The organism is Fusibacter fontis, assembly GCF_055378735.1.
The window spans coordinates 419,381-437,827 of the sequence record NZ_AP042445.1 but is presented as its reverse complement, the minus strand read 5'-3'; the positions used below and the strand labels follow the sequence as shown (position 1 = coordinate 437,827).

Genomic DNA, 18,447 nt, shown 5'->3' with positions numbered 1-18,447 from the left:
AACACTTCATTAATATTCTCTCTCCGCTAAAAACTGTATTAACCCGTTCAAAAATGTCGGCTCAATAGACAATTCTTCAATTTGATTCATCAATTTATTTTTAATGGATTCGATCACAACTCGAGTGTCATCAACACCCAATATAGCAGGGTATGTCAACTTGTTGTTTTTCTCATCAATTTGTGTGCGTTTTCCAATTTTTTGAACATCTCCAACAACATCCAATAAATCATCGACAATTTGAAATAAATACCCGATGTTTTTGCCTACTTCTCTCAATTTCTCGATTTCAGAATCTGTCGCGTTGCCCAAATACGCGCCTGCCAATAATGCTGCAGTTAAAAGTTTTCCAGTTTTATGCTCATTAATATAATCGAGCGCTTCAAGCGCTTCACCTTTTGAACGAAATGACATGTGCTCGTGATATTTAATATCCGCCACTTGTCCTAATATCATACCACTTGCACCCGATCCATTCAATATTTCACGCATGGCACATAGTGAGCGTTTTGTATCAGGATGTGTTATACAAGCATTTGTCATAATCTCTGCTGCACAGTTGAGTAGAGCATCACCTGCAAGCGTTGCAATATCCTCACCATAAACCATATGATTGGTTGGTTTTCCACGTCTTAAATCATCATCATCCATACAAGGCAGATCATCGTGAATCAGCGAATAGGTATGAATCATCTCGATGGCAAGTGCAAATGGTTGCGCACAATCCAAATCAGCACCATACGCTTGTGCCATCTCATAAACAAGCGTTGGCCTGATACGTTTGCCACCAGCGTTTAAACTATAAAGTACAGCATCTTTCATAAGTTGAACTGCTGGAGTTTCTCTATGAAATGGATTGACGCATTGTTCGATTGCCAAAGAGAAGCCCATTTCAATTTCTTTGATCTTCATTTCAACTTGGCTAGAACGTTTCATTTTTATCTGCCTCCTCTACGAGGATTGTTTCTATCTTTGACTCTGTTTCGCTGAGAATCTGATGACACTCTCGGTATAGCTTGATGCCTTCTTCATAGACTTTTAAAAGCATCTCTAAAGGCACTTCACCTTTTTCAAGAATTTGGGTTATTTCATCTAATCGTTCCATCTTTTTTTCAAAAGTTGATTTACTTGCCATTTTATCCTCCGTTTAAGTTCATCTCATAATGATTATCAAAATGATGGCCTTTCCATAAAATCAAGTTTCAGGATTGACTGCATGGACGTTCACATCCAAATGACCATCTTTGAATTGTATATTTAGTGCATCTCCCACATGTACTTGGGTAATAGATGTCACCCATTGTCCATCCTTTTTAGCGACCGAATATCCACGATTTAATACGGCAAGCGGGCTTAATGATTCAAGTTTTGCACCATATACATTTAAATTTTTAAACTCTTTTGCAACGAGCGAACGTGCTTGATCTCGAAAAATTCTTTGTTGATAATTCAGATGTTGTTTCGATTGAGAAAGGAATTTCTTGATCCGGCTTTCAAACATTTCGGGTGTATAACGCATCAAATGCGTCGATTCACGTTCAATTCTTCGTTTGACAGTTAAAGATAACTTTTGTAAGGACTGATTCAATTCTAATATGAGTTCGGTTTTTGATTTAATGGCTATTTCAGCTGCTGCCGAAGGGGTTGCAGCTCGATAATCCGCTACAAAATCACTAATGGTAAAATCTGTTTCATGACCAATACCCGTGATGATGGGAATTTCTGATTGATAGATGGCTCGTGCAACGACTTCTTCGTTAAAAGCCCACAGTTCTTCAATAGATCCGCCTCCACGAGCAAGGATGATCAAATCCACATGATGGTGCTTGTTAAAATACTCGATTGCGGATATAATTTCATTTTTTGCAAACTCACCTTGTACTCGAACAGGGTAAATATGAAGTTGACTAAAATTAGATCGTCTTGATGCAACTGAGATAATATCCTGTATTGCAGCGCCTGTCGGCGACGTAATCACCCCGACATTTTCTGGTAATTTTGGGAGTGCTTTTTTATGTGAAGGGTCAAATAACCCTTGTTCTCTTAATTGATTTTTTAACTTTTCGAATTGGAGATGCAAATCCCCAAGTCCAATATTTTCAAGCGAAACTGCAGTCAATTGATACTTGCCATCTCGCTCATATACTGAAATTTGACCTCTAACTTGTACGCGGTCACCATTTCTAGGAAGTGCCGCTAACAGCTCAATATACTGAGAAAACATGACGCAGGTCAATTTACTTTGTTCATCCTTCAATGTAAAATACGCATGTCCACTTGAGTGACGAACAAAATTAGAGATTTCTCCAACGATGACAACTTGGTTTAATATTGGATCTGTAGAAAGCATTCTTTTAATGTATCGATTGATCTCAGTTACGCTAAACGCTTTCATTTTAAGCATGCTGTGTCACCTCAATGAATTTTAATCGACCTATTTCTGCAACACCATAAGCATTATCTCTCGAATACTCCGGCATAGCAAAATAGAGTGATCTATGTTTAAGTCGTTTTTTAAGCGCTTGTTTGACAATTGAATTTGACGCTACACCACCTGATAATACAACGGGTTTATCCGGATTTAACTGCATCATAATTTGTTCTAGTACATATGCGATCGTATTAAATACATGACGACAAATGACAGCCTCAGGCATTGTTCCTACTAGTTTCGCATATTGATTTTCAAGACCAGACAAGTTAAACGACAATGAATTGTTGATTTTGACTTTAAAATATTCATCATGACTGACAGTTTGAGCCATTTGGTCCATTTCTTTTCCGCATGGAAAGGAAAGTCCCATCATGACGCCGATCCGATCAATCAATTGACCAAAATTCAAATCTAAAGTTCCACCAATTATTTCGATATCAAATCCCGTTCTTAAAGCACATACATTTAACAGTTCTGTGGTGCCTCCAGATAAGTGCATTCCGATGAAAGTTTCAGGAATTTGAGACACTTCTGAGGTTTTTAACGCCGCCATCAAGTGTCCTTCTTGATGAGACGTTGTAAACAATGGAACTTTTAATGTGTTCGCTAGATTTTTACAAAACAAAAGACCAGCATGAAACACTGGCATATATGAATTCTCTATCGGTCGTGGTTGAGTCGATACAGATACGGCCTGTATTTTAAGCGGGTCAATCTGATCGCTGATCCATTGATATATTTCAGTTAATTGATTTACATGTTGAAAAAAGCCATCGGATTGACGCAGTCCACGCTCTCCTGGCTTTACTTTAAGATTTTTATTCAGCTCTGTCACTATTTTTCCAGAAACGACATCGATCACACACATGGATGTCGTGTAACAACTCGTATCAACTGCCAGTAACATAATTATTCCTTATCTGCGAAATGACTCAATACACCATTGATAAATTTACCCGACTTGTCGTCTACGTATTTTTTAGCGATATTCACTGCTTCGTTTATACTCACTTTAACCGGTATAGATTCATCATATAAAATCTCCGTAATTCCCAATCTCAAAATCGCCAAGTCAATCTTAGCAATACGGTCGAGTTTCCATCCTTTAAGGTGTTCTGTGATTTTTGCTTCTATGTCATCCTTATGTTCAATCCACAGTTCGATAATTTGTCGAATATACGAATCATCTAATGTTTCTTCATAAAAACTCAAAAACTTGTCTGCGTCATATTCTTTATGGATTTCCATTTGATACATGACTTCCATCGCGACTTCGCGACTTCTAATACGATTCATGCGCCCTCCTAACATGAAAATGACTAACTTCATCGAAGCCAGTCTTTTCTAACGCGTCTTTACTCATTAAGAAATTACTTTTGTGTTGATTCCTTCCACTAAAACATTTACTGCAGTTACCTTAAATCCTGTCATGGATTCAATAGCGAGTTTTACATTTTCTTGTACTTTCACTGCAACTTCGTGGATTTTTGCACCATAGTCGACGATTACACTGAGTTCAACCGTTACAGCGTCTTCAATGATTTCAACTTTAATGCCTTTATTAAAACTTTTCTTACCGACCATTGCCATCATTTCTTCAGAAAATGTGCCACTTAAAGATTTAATACCTTCTATTTCAGCAGCAGCAATAGAACCAATGACACCAATGACATCATCTGCAATATTTACTTTTCCGTGTTTATATGCATCAATCGTTACATTTTCAGCCATGTTACGCCTCCTAAATAATTAAAGCTATAATCTATTATAGCAAATAAGACATATCAATACAAATAAAACGTATTTCAGGTGATCTGACTCACATAAAAAGGAGTACCCCAGTATGTTTGAGATACTCCTTAACTTATCTGTTGCCAGAATTATTTGCAGTCACAACCGCAACCACAAGTTGAATCTTCTTCACAATCACAGTCATCATCGCAACAGCAATCACATTCATCAGTCAATTCAATGATCACACCACAGCTTGGGCACTCAATGTCTTCACCTTTATCTAATAAGTTGCCGTCTACAAAGAATGATTCTCCACAATCAGGACATTCAATTTCTTCAAAATCATCATCATCTTCATCGAGTTCATAATAATCATCTTCTAAATCTGCAAGATCTTCATCAATCGTCTCGATGTAATCATCGATTTCAATAATTGCATCATTTAGATCGTCAAGTTCATCGTAAACACCGTCTACTTCGTCAGCAAAATCCTCTAAAACTTCGATAATTTGAAGTAATAATTTGCCTTCTTTGCTTTCCTTGTCAATCTCCATACCTTCTGCTAATCCTTGAAGATAAGCCACTTTTTCATGCATATAGCTCATTTGAATCCCTCCTTTAGTGGGTTTTATAATAAACAGTTACACTGTTTATATCTGATTATGCTCTTGATAAATATTCACCAGTACGTGTATCGATTTTAATTTTATCGCCTTCATTTACAAAACCTGGAACTTGAATCTCTGCGCCAGTTTCAACTTTTGCTTTTTTAGTTGAGTTTGTAGCAGTATCGCCTTTTACACCTGGTTCTGCTTCAACAACTTCAAGTACAACAAAGTTAGGTGGTTCCACTAAGAAACATTTTCCTTTGTAGAATTTAAGCGTTGCATTATCGTTTTCTTTGATATAAAGAATTGCATCTTCAACTTGTTCAGCTGATAAAGGAATTTGATCATACGATTCATTATCCATGAAGTAGTATAAATCGCCTTCTTGATATAAGTATTGCATTTCTTTTGTCTCAATGTGCGCTCTTGGGAATTTTTCAGATGGATTAAATGCTTGCTCTCTGATTGCGCCATTCAGTAAGCTTTTGTATTTAGTTCTAACAAACGCAGCGCCTTTTCCTGGCTTAACGTGTTGAAAATCCACTATAACAAAAGGTTCATTGTTTATTTCAAATGTAACACCTTTTCTAAAATCACTTGCAGCTATCATGATATAACCTCCAAAAATAAATTCAATTTCAGACCAACATTTATTATAACTAAATTACCCATAAAATGTCAACAAAAGTCCACTTTATGATTTTATCAAATAAAACTTAAGAGTGCAACGTCTTTGAATCAGCATTTTCTTAAAACTCATCACATTTTTTTAATACACTTGTCACGATCTCTTCGACAGATTTTTGATCAATGTCAATTGTCCAATCCGCAGCCTGTTCATACAGGCTATTTCGCACCATTAAAATGGCATCAAGTGAATGTGTCTTAAGCAATGGTCGAGTATCTTCACTGCCTTGTAGGTTTTTTTCCAGTTGTTCAACTGAGCCTTTTAAATAGACAATTTTTCCCATTGATTTTAACTTTCGAACATTTTCAGGATTTAAAATAATTCCGCCGCCTGTTGATATGACAACCGAATTTAAAGAGATGATCTTATCAATCACTAAACTTTCAAGTTCTCTAAACTTCGTTTCCCCAGCTGTTTTAAAAATATCATTAATTGAAAACCCATTCATCGAGACAATTAAATCGTCTGTATCCAAATGTTTATAATGCATTTTATCAGCTAATACTTTGCCAATGGTGGTTTTGCCACTTCCCATCATTCCGATTAAAATGATATTTTTCATCCATATCCTCGATTCTATTTCGCAAGACGCTTTACAAACTCAATGTCTTGACAATATTGATGTAAAGTTTCTTTTGAAATATCTCCCGCTTGATAGCGTTCAAACAAATGCATATCCATGCTCATCATACCTTGTTTTTTTCCTGAGTTAAGCGTATTTCTCAACTCATCAAATAACTTTTGCTGTATTTGTGACCGAGTCGTCGCATTGGACAAAAGCATTTCATATACAAGCACGCGGTTGGTTTCAGAAATTCCCGGAACTAACTGTTGTGATAAGATCGCAATTAAGTTAGACGCCAACTTCAACTTTCGATTATCTGCACGTTCTACACCTGCTGACGCAATAATGGATTCAATCGTCGAAATTGAATTTAGAGAAGAATATCCTGCAAGGACGAGTTTGCCCGATTCTGCAATTTGTAGTGCCAGCTCCAAGGACGCATCGTCATTGACATTCGAAATCATTACGACATCTGGATCGTGTACCATGGCACTTTTAATGCCTTCAATAAGCGATGGACAATCAGTCCCCACATCACGTTGAAGCACCAATGATTCTCCGTGTTTAAACAGATACTCAATTGGCGACTCAACGGTCACAATGTTGAGTGCTTTGCGTTCATTCAAATATTGAATCAGCGCAGCAATTGTCGTTGATCGTCCTGAACTCGATACGCCACTGATTAAAATAAGTCCCCTTTTAAGCGCCACCAAATCAAAGAGTGATTCAGGTAATCCAAGTGAATCCCAAGATGGAATATTTCGCTTAAACAGACGAACTGAAATGCTATAGGTTCCTCGTTGTTTAATAATGTTCACTCGAAAGCGGCCATGTTCAGCAATAGAAAAACTAAAATTGACCTCCCCAAATTCCTCTAAATGTGACAGTTGTTCTTGAGTACACAGTTGTTTAACGTCTTGATAAACTTCATCGTTGGTTAAAACCGGACTGTCTGAAAAAGGGACTAGTTGGCCATTAATGCGCAACATTGGTTTTGCATAAGGTGCAATGTGAACATCAGATGCATTTTTATCAATTGCTAATTCAATCAGTTCGCGATGTCTCATACTTCGTCACCTCTTTACCTTAGGCTTTAAATATCTCTCTTTAAATAATTATCAAAATTGATAATGGCACGTTGATACGTATGATCCATATAAGGGCTTGTTAATAAAAAGTCTGCTGTTGAACGATTCATGGCTATTGGAATATTGTATAAAGTTGCAATTCTCAAAAGTGCTTTTACATCTGGATCATGTGGATGCATGCTCATTGGATCCCAAAAAAAGATCATAAAATCAATATGCCCCTCAACTATCATACTTCCAATTTGTTGATCGCCTCCTAATGGGCCACTTTTCAAACCTTTTACTGGAAGCGATAAAGCTTCAGAAATCAATTTTGCCGTAGTGCCCGTACCAAATAAAAAGTGCTTATTCAGCTGTTCTTTATGCTCACCACACCATTCAATCATATCATTTTTTCTTGAATCATGAGCAACAAGCGCAATACGCTTTGTTGGTTCAGTTTCAATTATATCTATAATTTCGTGTTTCATATTTTCCCCTTATCTGAAAATCATTTCAAAATGATTTGAAGTGTTACCAAATGGTATTTGGTAAATTTCCTTTTTATTGTTTTTCTTTGATAATAGCCATCACTTTAGTTGACATTAAATCGATGGCAACTTTATTGTAGCCGCCTTCTGGAATAATAATGTCCGCATACTTCTTCATCGGTTCAATAAACTGTTCATGTGCAGGTTTAACAGTTGTTAAATACTGATCAATCACAGAATCTAACGTTCTTCCACGCTCATTGATATCGCGTGTGATTCTGCGGATAATTCTAACATCAGCATCTGTATCGACAAAAATCTTAATATCCATAAGATTTCTCAAACGTTCATCTTCTAGAATCATAATACCTTCAATGATGATAATATCTCTGGACTCAACGGTAATCGTTCTTTCTTCTCTATTGTGAATAGAAAAATTGTAAACTGGTTTTTCAATGGTTTTTCCTTCGCAAAGCATCCCGATATGCTTAATTAACAAATCCGTATCAAATGCGAGTGGGTGATCATAATTTGTCTTAACACGTTCTTCATACGACATGGTACTTTGGTCTCTATAGTAAGCATCTTGCTCGATAATCAAAATATTTTCCGCAGGCAATGATTTAAAAATTGCCTTTGCCACGGTACTCTTCCCCGATCCTGTTCCACCGCATACACCGATTACTACGGGCTTGTTCATATTGCTCCTCCTCTATCTTTAGATGCCTCTATTTTTCATTTTCATCCAGCTCAACTCTGAGCATATAATAAGGTTCTAGCTTAGTCTTTATTGGCATTTTGACGATTTGTTTCGCATGTGGCGCTGTTTCAATCGACTCGCCTTGTTCATTATACATCACGTCGATTACATGCTCACAGTAAAAATAATCAGGTCCAATAATTTCAATTTTATCCCCTATTTTCATATGATTTCTCTGTTCAATCGTCGCCATTTGCGTTATTTCGTCGTAAGAAAGCACGACACCCAGAAAATCATAATTTCTAACATAGGAACTCGTCGTATAGAGTTGATCGTCACTTGTTGGCTTCTTATCGTAAAAACCCGTTGTAAATTCTCTGTGAGATACTTTTTGAAGTTCGCTATACCATTCTGGATGATACACAAAATGCTCTGGATCTTTATAATACGTATCAATCGCTTGACGATAGGCTCTTACAATCGAGGCCACATAATAAATCGTCTTCATACGACCTTCTATTTTCAAGCTATCCAAACCAGACTGAATGAGTTCTGGAATTGCATGTATCATACAAAGGTCTTTTGAATTAAAGAAGAACGTCCCCTCTTCGGTTTCTTCCACTGGAAAATACTCTCCCGGTCGTGTACTTTCGACTAAATTGTACTCCCATCGACAGGGTTGAGCACATGCACCTCTATTGGCATCTCGCCCTGCCATGTAGTTGCTGAGGAGGCATCTTCCCGAATAGGAAATACACATTGCACCATGTACAAACGACTCAATTTCAAGCGTCATAGGTGTTTTTTGTCTAATTTCTGAGATTTCATCGAAAGACAATTCTCTTGCCAAGATGACGCGCTTAACCCCTTGTTCATGCCAAAATCGAGCACTCATATAATTGGTATTATTCGCTTGTGTACTTAAATGAACTTCTAAATTTGGTGCATGTTGCTTCACAAACATAAAAGTTCCCGGATCTGATAAAATCACAGCATCTAAACCAATTTCTTTAATATCATCAATGTACTGCTCCAAATAGTGAATATCTTCATTATGCGGAATAATATTTAATGTTAAAAAAACGCGTTTTCCACGTTCGTGTGCAAATCGAATGCCCTCTTTCATATCTTCAAGAGAAAAATTCTTTGCTGCCGCTCTTAAACCAAAAACCTGACCGCCTATATACACTGCATCCGCACCATATATAATGGCGTATTTTAACTTCTCTAAATCGCCAGCAGGCGCTAGCAATTCAACACGCTTCATGCGTTTCCTCCTTTTTTATAACTAATTGCAAGTCCATCTCCCATGGGTACTATCGTTGTTTCTAGCTCCGGATGGTGTGCAATATAATCTAAATAATCACGCATGCGACGAATAATAGTTACCTTGCGTTTGACGGCATACTCATCGGTTGCAATCATGCCTTTATATAAGACATTATCCGACACAATAATACCGCCTTCTTTTAATTTTGGATAACACAAATCAAAAAATGCCTTATAATGCCCTTTTGCGGCATCAATAAAAATCAGATCAAACTGCTTGTCTAAATTTTGAATGACTTCCATTGCATCCCCAAGATGCTGCGTAACTTGAACATCTGGAACATATTGTCTGAGATTTTCAAATGTTGTTTGAGCATATTCATACATCGCTTCATTTAATTCAACGGTATCAATGGTACCACTTTTCATCTCAAAGGCGAACAATGAACCTGAGTATCCAATAGCCGTTCCAATTTCTAGAATTGCTTTAGGTTGATGAATGGAAAAAAGGACTTTCAGATATTGTGCAATCTCAGGTTGAATAATCGGTACATGATGTTCATCTGCATAGACTTCAAGTGCCGATAAATGTGCGTTATTTTGGCATAGCAACTTTTTGATATAAGCTTCTACATAGGGATCGACAATTTTGCTTTCCATACTACTTACCTTTCTTAATGGATTCTTCGTGACCCTGAAGTGTTTCATTAAAATAATGCGATCCATCACCTTTTTCAGTCGTTACAAAGTAAAGATAGTTCGTATCCTCTGGGTAAAGTGCAGATTGAATTGCAAGCGCTCCAGGTGATGCAATTGGCGATGGTGTTAATCCACTGTAAATGTACGTATTATACGGGTTGTCTATTTCGATATCCGCATACAGCAAAACTTCTTTTCGCTCTTTTAAAATAAACTGAACTGTCGCGCATGACTGTAGTTTCATATCAATTGCAAGACGATTGTGAAAAACACTTGAGACAATTGGAAATTCTTCTTCAAGTTTTGCTTCACGTTCAATAATTGACGCGAGCGTCACCACTTGATCCGTCGTCATTCCAAGCTCATTCGCTCTTTTTTCATATTCATCGGTAAATACTTCATCAAATCTCTGAAGCATTCTTTCGACTATTGCCACTTCATCTGAACCCGCTTTCAGAGTATACGTATCTGGAAATAGATACCCTTCAAGCAAATAACTTCTATCAACACCTTCGAGAAAATCATAATCAAAAGGATGATTTTGTAGAACGTCTAAAAATGTTTCTCGATCAATAAGGCCTTCCGACTCTAATGTATCCACAATTTGTCTGACTTCATATCCCTCGGGGATTGTAAAAGTAAACGTTTCAACATAGGTTTCGCCATTCACCATTTTGTTGATAATGTCCTCAGTAGACATAGACTTTGACAACATATAGTCACCAGCTTTCATCAGACCATCTGCTTCTATTTCTTTTGCCTTTGATTTAAACGCATTTGCGTTTTGAATGAGACCACTTTCTTCAAGTGATTTACCAATACTTGAAGTTGTCGCTCCAGAAGGTACAGTGAATAACACTTCTTCTGTACTTTCTGGATCAACTGGTGTATTGTATTTTTCTAAAAATTGAGCACATCCTGTTAGGAGTACAATCAGTAATAAAAGTCCTACTAAGAGTACTTGTTTTTTCATATCTGCCTCCATTAAGTCGATGATTGATTATACTTCCATAAATACTGGCAATATCATAGGAGAACGTTTTGTGCTTTGGTAAATATATTGACTTAAAGCATCTCTTACTGCCGTTTTCAAAGTTGCCCAGTCTTTAATATTCTTAGCGTAACATTTTTTAAGTTCTTCTTCGACTACTGCTTTAGCGCCATCCATCAGCACTTCTGACTCTCTCACGTATACAAAACCTCTAGAAATGAGATCAGGTCCACTAACCATTTCACCTGTTGCACTAGAAATCGCAGCTACGATGATAATCAATCCGTCTTCTGAAAGATGTTTTCGATCTCTAAGGACGATATTTCCAACATCCCCCACTCCTAGACCGTCTATAAACACGCGACCCGCTTGAACTGGTTTACCAAGTTTTGCACCTTCAGCATTGAATTCAAGCACACTGCCATTATTGAGAATGAAAATGTTCTTGTCGTGCATACCCATGGACATTGCAAGTTGCTTATGCGTATCCAAGTGAACTTGCTCGCCATGGACAGGAATAAAGTATTTCGGTTTTACGAGTGCTTGCATGAGCTTTAATTCTTCTTGTTTCGCATGACCAGAAACATGAACGTCTGCAAGTGATTCGTAAATAACTTGTGCACCTTTTTTAATCAACTGATTGATGATTTTGTATACAGATTTCTCGTTGCCAGGAATTGGTGATGAAGAAAAAATCACCAAATCTCCCGGTGTGATTTCCATGTTTCTATGTTCAGAATTTGCCATACGAGCAAGCGCGCTTAATGGTTCACCTTGAGATCCTGTAGTAATGACTACGAGTTCATTTTCAGGATATCGATCAATATCTTTTATATCAATGACCATATCTGGATCAGGTAACTTCAAGTATCCTAATTCCAGAGCAACATTGGATACATTTACCATACTTCTTCCTGAAAATGCAACTTTACGATCATATGAGTACGCTGCATTGATGATTTGTTGCACGCGGTGTACATTGGAAGCAAATGATGCCACAATAATTCTCGTCGTCGCATGTCTAAAAATCTCTTCAAACGTATCACCCACAGAGCTTTCAGACATTGTATAACCTTCTCTTACGACATTTGTACTATCGGATAAGAGCGCTAATACACCTTGTGAACCCAGTTGAGCAAATCGATGTAAATCCGTTTTTTGTCCGTCAATCGGCGTAAAGTCAATTTTAAAATCACCCGTCTGAACCACTACACCAAGAGGCGTTTCAATGGCAAATGCCACTGAATCTGCAATACTATGGCATACGCGAATTGGTTCAACTGTAAAGACTCCAACCTTAATGAGTTGACCAGGAACGATTGTAATCAGTTTTGGATTGAGTTTATGTTCCTTTAATTTGTTTTCAATTAAACCAAGAGTCAATCTCGTTCCATAAATAGGCACTTCAAGTTCTCTTAAAAAATATGGTAACGCGCCAATATGATCTTCGTGACCATGTGTAATGAACATCGCCTTGATTTTACTTGCATTTTTTTTAAGATACGTAATATCAGGAATCACGACATCAATTCCTAAAAGTTCATCTTCCGGAAACGCCATCCCGCAATCTACAATGATGATATCATCTTCATATTGATAGACCGTCATGTTTTTTCCGATTTCTTCTAAACCGCCCAAAGGAATAATTTTAAGTGTTTGAGCTGCATTATTTGCAGGTTTATTTTTATTTGTTTTCTCTTGCTGTTGACCTTTATCTTGATTTTGATTGTTATTTTGATTGTTATTTTGATTGCTGTTTTGATTACTGTTTTGATTACTATTTTGTTTATTTTTTGACTTGTCTTGTGGTTTTTTATTATTTTTTACCGAATCCACCATAGTTGGAGCTTTATCTTTTTGAGCAACATCATTCGTTGCTTTTGTGTTATTTGTATTGTTTGTCATATTTCACCTCATTTTCTAAACACAGTCTTTTCCGACCAGACTGCTATTGCTGTGATTTTACGACAAAGAAACGCTTGTTCAAGAAAAAAACCCTGTACTAAACAAGGTTTTTACATTTACTACATATACCATAGAATTTAAGTTTATGATCCAGTATTTTAAAATCATATTCCTTTTCAATTTTCATCTCAAGCGAATCAAGTAAATCGCCCTCCACCTCTATAACAGATCCGCAATTTGAGCAGATTAAGTGGTGGTGATTGTGATGACCGTTATCGTATAATTCGTAACGGACGCAGCCATCTTCTAAATTTAATGATGACACAACTTCTAATTCTTCTAATAATTGTAGCGTTCTATAAACCGTAGCTAATCCCATTTCAGGGTTTCTTTGACGTACCAAATCATAAATTTCTTCAGTATTCAGGTGTTTGCCCTTATTCATCTCAATGGCATCCAATATAGCTATTCTCTGTGGTGTTAATTTATAACCCGCTTCCTTTAACTTTTTTCTATATCCATCTTTTTCCGAACTCATCATACACCTCAACACTTATATTTTGTTGTTATCTAATCGTTAGTGTAATTGACTAACGCTTAAGCTTCGTCTTCTTCTTCAAGTAATTCATTGTATGCGTCAATAACCGCATTTAACTCATCTTCATCTTCAATTGTCTCAAAAACAAACTCTTCGTTTTCTTCAGTTACTTTGAAGATTAGGACTTCTTCTTCATCTTCTACGTTTGAAAGAATTGCATACTCTTGCTCATCAAGTTCCAATGTCGCAATAATATTAAAGAGTGTTTTTTCGCCATTCTCATCTAATAATTCAACAACATCTGAATGGTCGTGATCGTGTTCGTTTTCTAATACATCAAATAATTGATCTTCTTTTTTCATACTGTTCACCTCGTTATTTTTTTTATTTAAACCGTTCTGTTTTTATCTAAGTAACCTTGTAAAATAAGTGTTGCAGCAAGCTTGTCGACTACATCTTTTCGCTTCTCTCTGCGTACATCTGCTTCGATTAATAAACGCGTCGCGCTTAATGTTGTCAATCGCTCATCCCAAAACTCAATTTCAATTTTTCCTTTAATACGATCAGAATAAGTCAGTTTCTTTTCAAGTTTATCCATAAATTGCTGTGTTTTTTCGCCTTGTGGACCTAACGATCCGTTCATATTGTAAGGCATTCCAGCGACAATTTTTGTAACTTCATACTCATTGATTAAATCCACCAATCGATCAATATCTTGCTTAAGCGATTGTCTAAAGATGGTTTCTTTTCCTTGTGCTGTAATTAACAATGCATCGCTGATAGCAACACCAATGGTTCTATCGCCTACATCTAGTCCCATAATTCTCATTTTATCATATCCTCCAGTATACTCCATTTAAAGAAATTATACAATAATCAATATACTTTAATACAGAATTCAGGACATACCGCTGCGCAATAACCACATAAAACACATCGTGCTCGATCTACAGTTGCTTTTCCATTCTCTATTTTTAATGCATGATGATCACACTTGTTGACACAAGCGCCACACCCCATACACCAATCTGCAATTTGTAATTTTTTATCGTTTTTTGAAACTCTTTGACGTAACTCTTCTGAAATGGGAAGCCCCATTATACGTTTGACATTGAAATCAATTTCATCTGTCGATTGTAGTCCAAATGCAATTGAGTCTAAATACTCTTGATTCAAGATGTAATCAAAACAGGCTTCAACACTGTGGAGCAAATTGCCACCACCGAGTGGTTTCATGCCAAATATGCCACCGCCATTTGCTTTAAAAGCTTTGAGCGCATGCTCCATTTCGTCTCGCGTGCCGTCCTGAATACCCAACCCACTGATATTTAAAATTGGATGAACCACTTCAATTTCAGGATACTTAAGTGCTGCCTTTACACCTGAAACATAATGTGTCGAGATGCCAAATGCTCGTATCTTGCCTTGCTCCTTCATTTTCAGAAAATACTCAATGGCTTCATAATGTCCTCTTACGGTGTTAATATCCACTTGTTCGTGTAGCATAAACACGTCCACATAATCGGTATCCATTTCTCTTAAGGCTTTTTCAAGACTTGCCTGAGCAGTTTCGGTTGAATACGCATAGCATTTACTCGCAATCACATACTTCTCACGAGGAATGCGTTTCATCGCTTCTCTAATGTGAGCATAATTCTCATATAGTTCAGCGGTATCTAAGAAATTGACGCCTTGTTGATAGGCATACTCAATTAAAGAGGCCCCTTCAAAAGCGCTCAAATTGCGTTGAAGCGGCCCCATTGTTAAACTACCAAAACATAATTTTGAAACTTTTATACCAGTATTTCCTAAAGATTGATAAATCATTTTTTAATACTTTCTACGTAGTGATTAATGAGCATCTCTAAAATATCATCGCGCTCTACTTTTTTAATCATGGTTCTAGCGTCATTGTAAGTTGTAATATAGGTTGGATCACCTGAGATTAAGTACCCAACGAGTTGATTCACTGGGTTATAGCCCTTTTCTTCAAGCGCATTGTATACATAAAGTAGTACATCCTTGTTTTCTGCATTTTCTAAATATTCTTCTACACTGAACTTCATTGTGTTTTTCATCGTAATCCCCCCTCATCTTTATAAAAACACCTTAATGACATTATACCCTTTTTAGCCTAATAAAGCATAAACTTTTTGTAAAGCTTCTTGAACTTTTTCTGGGTTTTTTCCACCTGCTTGAGCCATATTAGGTTTTCCACCGCCACCACCGCCAGCGATTTTAGCAACTTCTCTGATAATATTACCAGCGTGTGCTCCTTTTTTAATCGCTGCTTCTGATGCCATCGCTAAAAGTTCAACTTTATCGCCAGAAACATTCGCCATTACCACCACGCTATTTTCGAATCTATCTTTAATTTGATCCCCAAGATTTCTCATCGTATTCATATCGACATCATCAAATCTTGCTGTAACAACTTGATAGCCATTCACTTCTTGCATTTGTGATAGTATTTCCGATAGAGCACCTTTTGCCAGTTTGTTTTTAAGCGCTTCATTTTCTCTTTGTAGATTTTTTAAATCCGCTAAAACTTGTTCCGCTTTGTACTCGACATCGTGCGTGCTTGATTTAAGAACTTCTGCAACTTTATGCAATTTTTGTTCGTTTATTAGTAAATATCTATAAACATTTTCCCCTGTAATCGCTTCAATACGTCTGACACCAGCTGCAACACCTGTTTCACTTACAATTTTAAACAATCCAATTTCAGAAGTGTTTTTCAGATGTGTACCACCGCATAATTCGATACTAAAGTCACCCATAGTCACTACGCGAACTTTGTCGCCGTATTTTTCACCAAACAGTGCCATTGCACCTTTTTCTTTCGCTTTTGCAATCTCCATCTCTTCTGTTTGAATCGATAAAGCTGCTAAAATCTGCTCATTCACTTTTTTCTCTATTAACAATAAATCTTCTGCTGAAATCGCTTCAAAGTGAGAAAAGTCAAATCGCAGTCTTTCAGGATTTACCATGGATCCCGCTTGCTCAACATGTGTACCAATAACGGTTCTGAGGACTTTGTGTAACAAGTGTGTTGCAGAGTGGTTACGAGCAGTCGCCATACGATTTTCTACATTGACACTTGCAGTAACTGAAGCCCCTACCTTAATGTGACCTTTTGTCACTTTCACGTGATGGCTGATGATTCTTCCCACACTTTTCTTTGTTTCAATAACTTCAGCCATAAAAGTCTCAGTGTGAATATGACCAATATCGCCTACTTGTCCACCACCTTCAGGATAAAATGGTGTTTCATCTAATACAAGAGTCACTTCCATGCCTTCAAATGCTTCTTCTAAGACTTCATCACTTACAACTGCCACGAGTTTAGCCGTTTGACTGAGCGCATGATAGCCATTAAACGTCGATACGATCTCTTTAGGTAATTGTGACACGGCTTCGCTTGCCCAGCCTAATTCATCGCCACTGCCTCTAGCCGTTCTCGCACGTTCTTTTTGCGCTTCCATTTGTTTTTTGAAATCTTCTTCATTGACATGTAGATGTTTTTCTTCGAGAATTTCCATGGTAAGCTCAATTGGAAATCCATACGTATCATACAATTTAAATGCATTTTCTCCTGAAAGTTCAGTTTGATTTGAAGCAATTAACTGATCAATATAGTCATTTAAAATACTTAGACCTTGATCAATCGTCGCTTGAAAACGCTCTTCTTCAATGGAAATGATGCGTTTAATATACTCTTGTCTTTCAACTAAGTTGGTATAATTTTCACCATAAGCAGAGATGACAACATCCACTAGTTCAGTTAATACATTACCTGTCATTCCAAGTTTTTTCGCATGACGAGCAGCACGACGTAAAAGTCTTCTTAAAACATATCCACGACCTTCATTGTTTGGCATGATTCCATCGCCTACCATAAAAGTCACTGCCTTCACGTGATCTGTCACGATGCGAACAGAAATATCTGTTGATTTATCCACGCCATAAGTTACGCCAGACATTGAAATAACCGCATCTCTGATCATTCGAATCGTATCTACTTCAAAAATAGTGTCTACATCTTGCATGATGCAAGCGATGCGTTCAAGTCCCATTCCCGTATCGATATTTTTCTTTTCAAGTTCGTTGTAATTGCCTTGTTCATCTCGATCATATTGAGTAAAAACATGATTCCAAAACTCTAAGAAACGCTCGCATTCACATCCTGGACGACAGTTTGGATCCCCACAGCCATACGCTTCTCCACGGTCAAAGTAAATCTCCGAACACGGTCCACATGGTCCTGTACCTATTTCCCAAAAATTATCCGCTTTTCCAAGTCGTGTAATTTTCTCTTCTGGGATACCGATCACATCTCTCCAAATGTTAAATGCCTCATCATCTTCAAGATACACAGATGGCCATAGCTTCTCTACTGGAAGTTCAAGTACTTCTGTGATAAACTCCCATCCATATTTTATAGAACCTTCTTTAAAATAATCCCCAAACGAGAAATTGCCTAACATCTCAAAAAAAGTCGCATGTCTTGCAGTCTTTCCAACATTGTCGATGTCGCCTGTACGAATACATTTTTGACAAGTTGCCATCGTTGAATTTGGAGGAACTTCCACTCCTGTAAAATAATTTTTAAGTGGCTGCATTCCGGCATTTACCACCAACAAACTTTTATCATTCATAGGCACTAATGAATAACTCGATGTTACATAATGACCTTTCGATTCATAAAACTCTAAAAATGCTTTTCTAATTTCGTTTAACCCCATCTTTTTCATGAAT

At 37.1% G+C, this 18,447-nt stretch carries 22 protein-coding genes; all 22 read right to left on the bottom strand.

Going from position 1 to position 18,447, the window contains the following annotated elements; all coding sequences use genetic code 11:
* Positions 1–9: 9 nt before the first annotated feature.
* A complete protein-coding gene (locus ACZ41W_RS01865; RefSeq protein WP_464313181.1) occupies positions 10–936 on the bottom strand; it encodes a polyprenyl synthetase family protein in 927 nt (308 codons plus the stop codon).
* Positions 923–1,135 carry an exodeoxyribonuclease VII small subunit gene (xseB, locus tag ACZ41W_RS01860; RefSeq protein WP_464313180.1) on the bottom strand — a complete coding sequence of 71 codons (213 nt, stop codon included), beginning with the start codon at positions 1,133–1,135 and terminating at the stop codon, positions 923–925. Before xseB ends, ACZ41W_RS01865 begins: the two co-directional genes overlap by 14 nt.
* A gap of 60 nt (positions 1,136–1,195) precedes the next feature.
* Positions 1,196–2,404 (bottom strand): exodeoxyribonuclease VII large subunit, encoded by a 1,209-nt coding sequence (xseA, locus tag ACZ41W_RS01855; RefSeq protein WP_464313179.1) that lies wholly within the window; start codon positions 2,402–2,404, stop codon positions 1,196–1,198.
* Positions 2,397–3,341 carry a Kae1-like domain-containing protein gene (locus tag ACZ41W_RS01850; RefSeq protein ID WP_464313178.1) on the bottom strand — a complete coding sequence of 315 codons (945 nt, stop codon included), beginning with the start codon at positions 3,339–3,341 and terminating at the stop codon, positions 2,397–2,399. The genes xseA and ACZ41W_RS01850 overlap by 8 nt, the downstream gene beginning before the upstream one ends.
* Positions 3,342–3,343: 2 nt before the next feature.
* Entirely contained in the window at positions 3,344–3,730 is a 387-nt protein-coding gene (nusB, locus tag ACZ41W_RS01845) for a transcription antitermination factor NusB (protein ID WP_464313177.1), read from the bottom strand.
* A gap of 66 nt (positions 3,731–3,796) precedes the next feature.
* Complete coding sequence (locus ACZ41W_RS01840; protein WP_464313176.1) at positions 3,797–4,165, bottom strand: Asp23/Gls24 family envelope stress response protein; 369 nt, start codon at positions 4,163–4,165, stop codon at positions 3,797–3,799.
* 149 nt (positions 4,166–4,314) lie between these two features.
* Positions 4,315–4,773, bottom strand: a complete 459-nt coding sequence (locus tag ACZ41W_RS01835) for a CD1247 N-terminal domain-containing protein (protein ID WP_464313175.1) — start codon at positions 4,771–4,773, stop codon at positions 4,315–4,317.
* Positions 4,774–4,828: 55 nt separating this feature from the next.
* Complete coding sequence (gene efp, locus ACZ41W_RS01830; protein ID WP_464313174.1) at positions 4,829–5,386, bottom strand: elongation factor P; 558 nt, start codon at positions 5,384–5,386, stop codon at positions 4,829–4,831.
* Between the two features lie 139 nt (positions 5,387–5,525).
* The gene (locus tag ACZ41W_RS01825) at positions 5,526–6,026 is read right to left on the bottom strand and encodes a shikimate kinase (RefSeq protein ID WP_464313173.1); all 501 of its coding nucleotides are present in this window, start codon (positions 6,024–6,026) and stop codon (positions 5,526–5,528) included.
* A gap of 14 nt (positions 6,027–6,040) precedes the next feature.
* Positions 6,041–7,096, bottom strand: coding sequence for a type IV pilus twitching motility protein PilT (locus ACZ41W_RS01820; protein ID WP_464313172.1), 1,056 nt, complete (start codon positions 7,094–7,096; stop codon positions 6,041–6,043).
* A 26-nt stretch (positions 7,097–7,122) separates the two neighbouring features.
* Entirely contained in the window at positions 7,123–7,587 is a 465-nt protein-coding gene (locus tag ACZ41W_RS01815) for a methylglyoxal synthase (RefSeq protein WP_464313171.1), read from the bottom strand.
* A gap of 73 nt (positions 7,588–7,660) precedes the next feature.
* Positions 7,661–8,287, bottom strand: a complete 627-nt coding sequence (gene udk / locus ACZ41W_RS01810; RefSeq protein ID WP_464313170.1) for a uridine kinase — start codon at positions 8,285–8,287, stop codon at positions 7,661–7,663.
* Between the two features lie 28 nt (positions 8,288–8,315).
* Positions 8,316–9,554 carry a peptidase U32 family protein gene (locus ACZ41W_RS01805; protein WP_464313169.1) on the bottom strand — a complete coding sequence of 413 codons (1,239 nt, stop codon included), beginning with the start codon at positions 9,552–9,554 and terminating at the stop codon, positions 8,316–8,318.
* Entirely contained in the window at positions 9,551–10,216 is a 666-nt protein-coding gene (locus ACZ41W_RS01800; RefSeq protein ID WP_464313168.1) for an O-methyltransferase, read from the bottom strand. Before ACZ41W_RS01800 ends, ACZ41W_RS01805 begins: the two co-directional genes overlap by 4 nt.
* A gap of 1 nt (position 10,217) precedes the next feature.
* On the bottom strand, positions 10,218–11,228 hold the full coding sequence (gene mltG / locus ACZ41W_RS01795) for an endolytic transglycosylase MltG (RefSeq protein WP_464313167.1): 1,011 nt from the start codon (positions 11,226–11,228) through the stop codon (positions 10,218–10,220).
* A 27-nt stretch (positions 11,229–11,255) separates the two neighbouring features.
* Positions 11,256–13,085: a ribonuclease J gene (locus ACZ41W_RS01790; RefSeq protein ID WP_464314257.1), complete on the bottom strand. Its 1,830-nt coding sequence runs from the start codon at positions 13,083–13,085 to the stop codon at positions 11,256–11,258.
* Between the two features lie 163 nt (positions 13,086–13,248).
* Positions 13,249–13,692 carry a Fur family transcriptional regulator gene (locus ACZ41W_RS01785; protein WP_464313166.1) on the bottom strand — a complete coding sequence of 148 codons (444 nt, stop codon included), beginning with the start codon at positions 13,690–13,692 and terminating at the stop codon, positions 13,249–13,251.
* 56 nt (positions 13,693–13,748) lie between these two features.
* Complete coding sequence (locus tag ACZ41W_RS01780; protein ID WP_464313165.1) at positions 13,749–14,051, bottom strand: DUF1292 domain-containing protein; 303 nt, start codon at positions 14,049–14,051, stop codon at positions 13,749–13,751.
* A gap of 26 nt (positions 14,052–14,077) precedes the next feature.
* Entirely contained in the window at positions 14,078–14,518 is a 441-nt protein-coding gene (gene ruvX / locus ACZ41W_RS01775) for a Holliday junction resolvase RuvX (protein WP_464313164.1), read from the bottom strand.
* A 47-nt stretch (positions 14,519–14,565) separates the two neighbouring features.
* Positions 14,566–15,516, bottom strand: coding sequence for an aldo/keto reductase (locus ACZ41W_RS01770; RefSeq protein WP_464313163.1), 951 nt, complete (start codon positions 15,514–15,516; stop codon positions 14,566–14,568).
* Positions 15,513–15,767 carry an IreB family regulatory phosphoprotein gene (locus ACZ41W_RS01765; RefSeq protein ID WP_464313162.1) on the bottom strand — a complete coding sequence of 85 codons (255 nt, stop codon included), beginning with the start codon at positions 15,765–15,767 and terminating at the stop codon, positions 15,513–15,515. Before ACZ41W_RS01765 ends, ACZ41W_RS01770 begins: the two co-directional genes overlap by 4 nt.
* Before the next feature lie 51 nt (positions 15,768–15,818).
* The gene (gene alaS / locus ACZ41W_RS01760; RefSeq protein ID WP_464313161.1) at positions 15,819–18,443 is read right to left on the bottom strand and encodes an alanine--tRNA ligase; all 2,625 of its coding nucleotides are present in this window, start codon (positions 18,441–18,443) and stop codon (positions 15,819–15,821) included.
* Between the last annotated feature and the right edge of the window lie 4 nt (positions 18,444–18,447).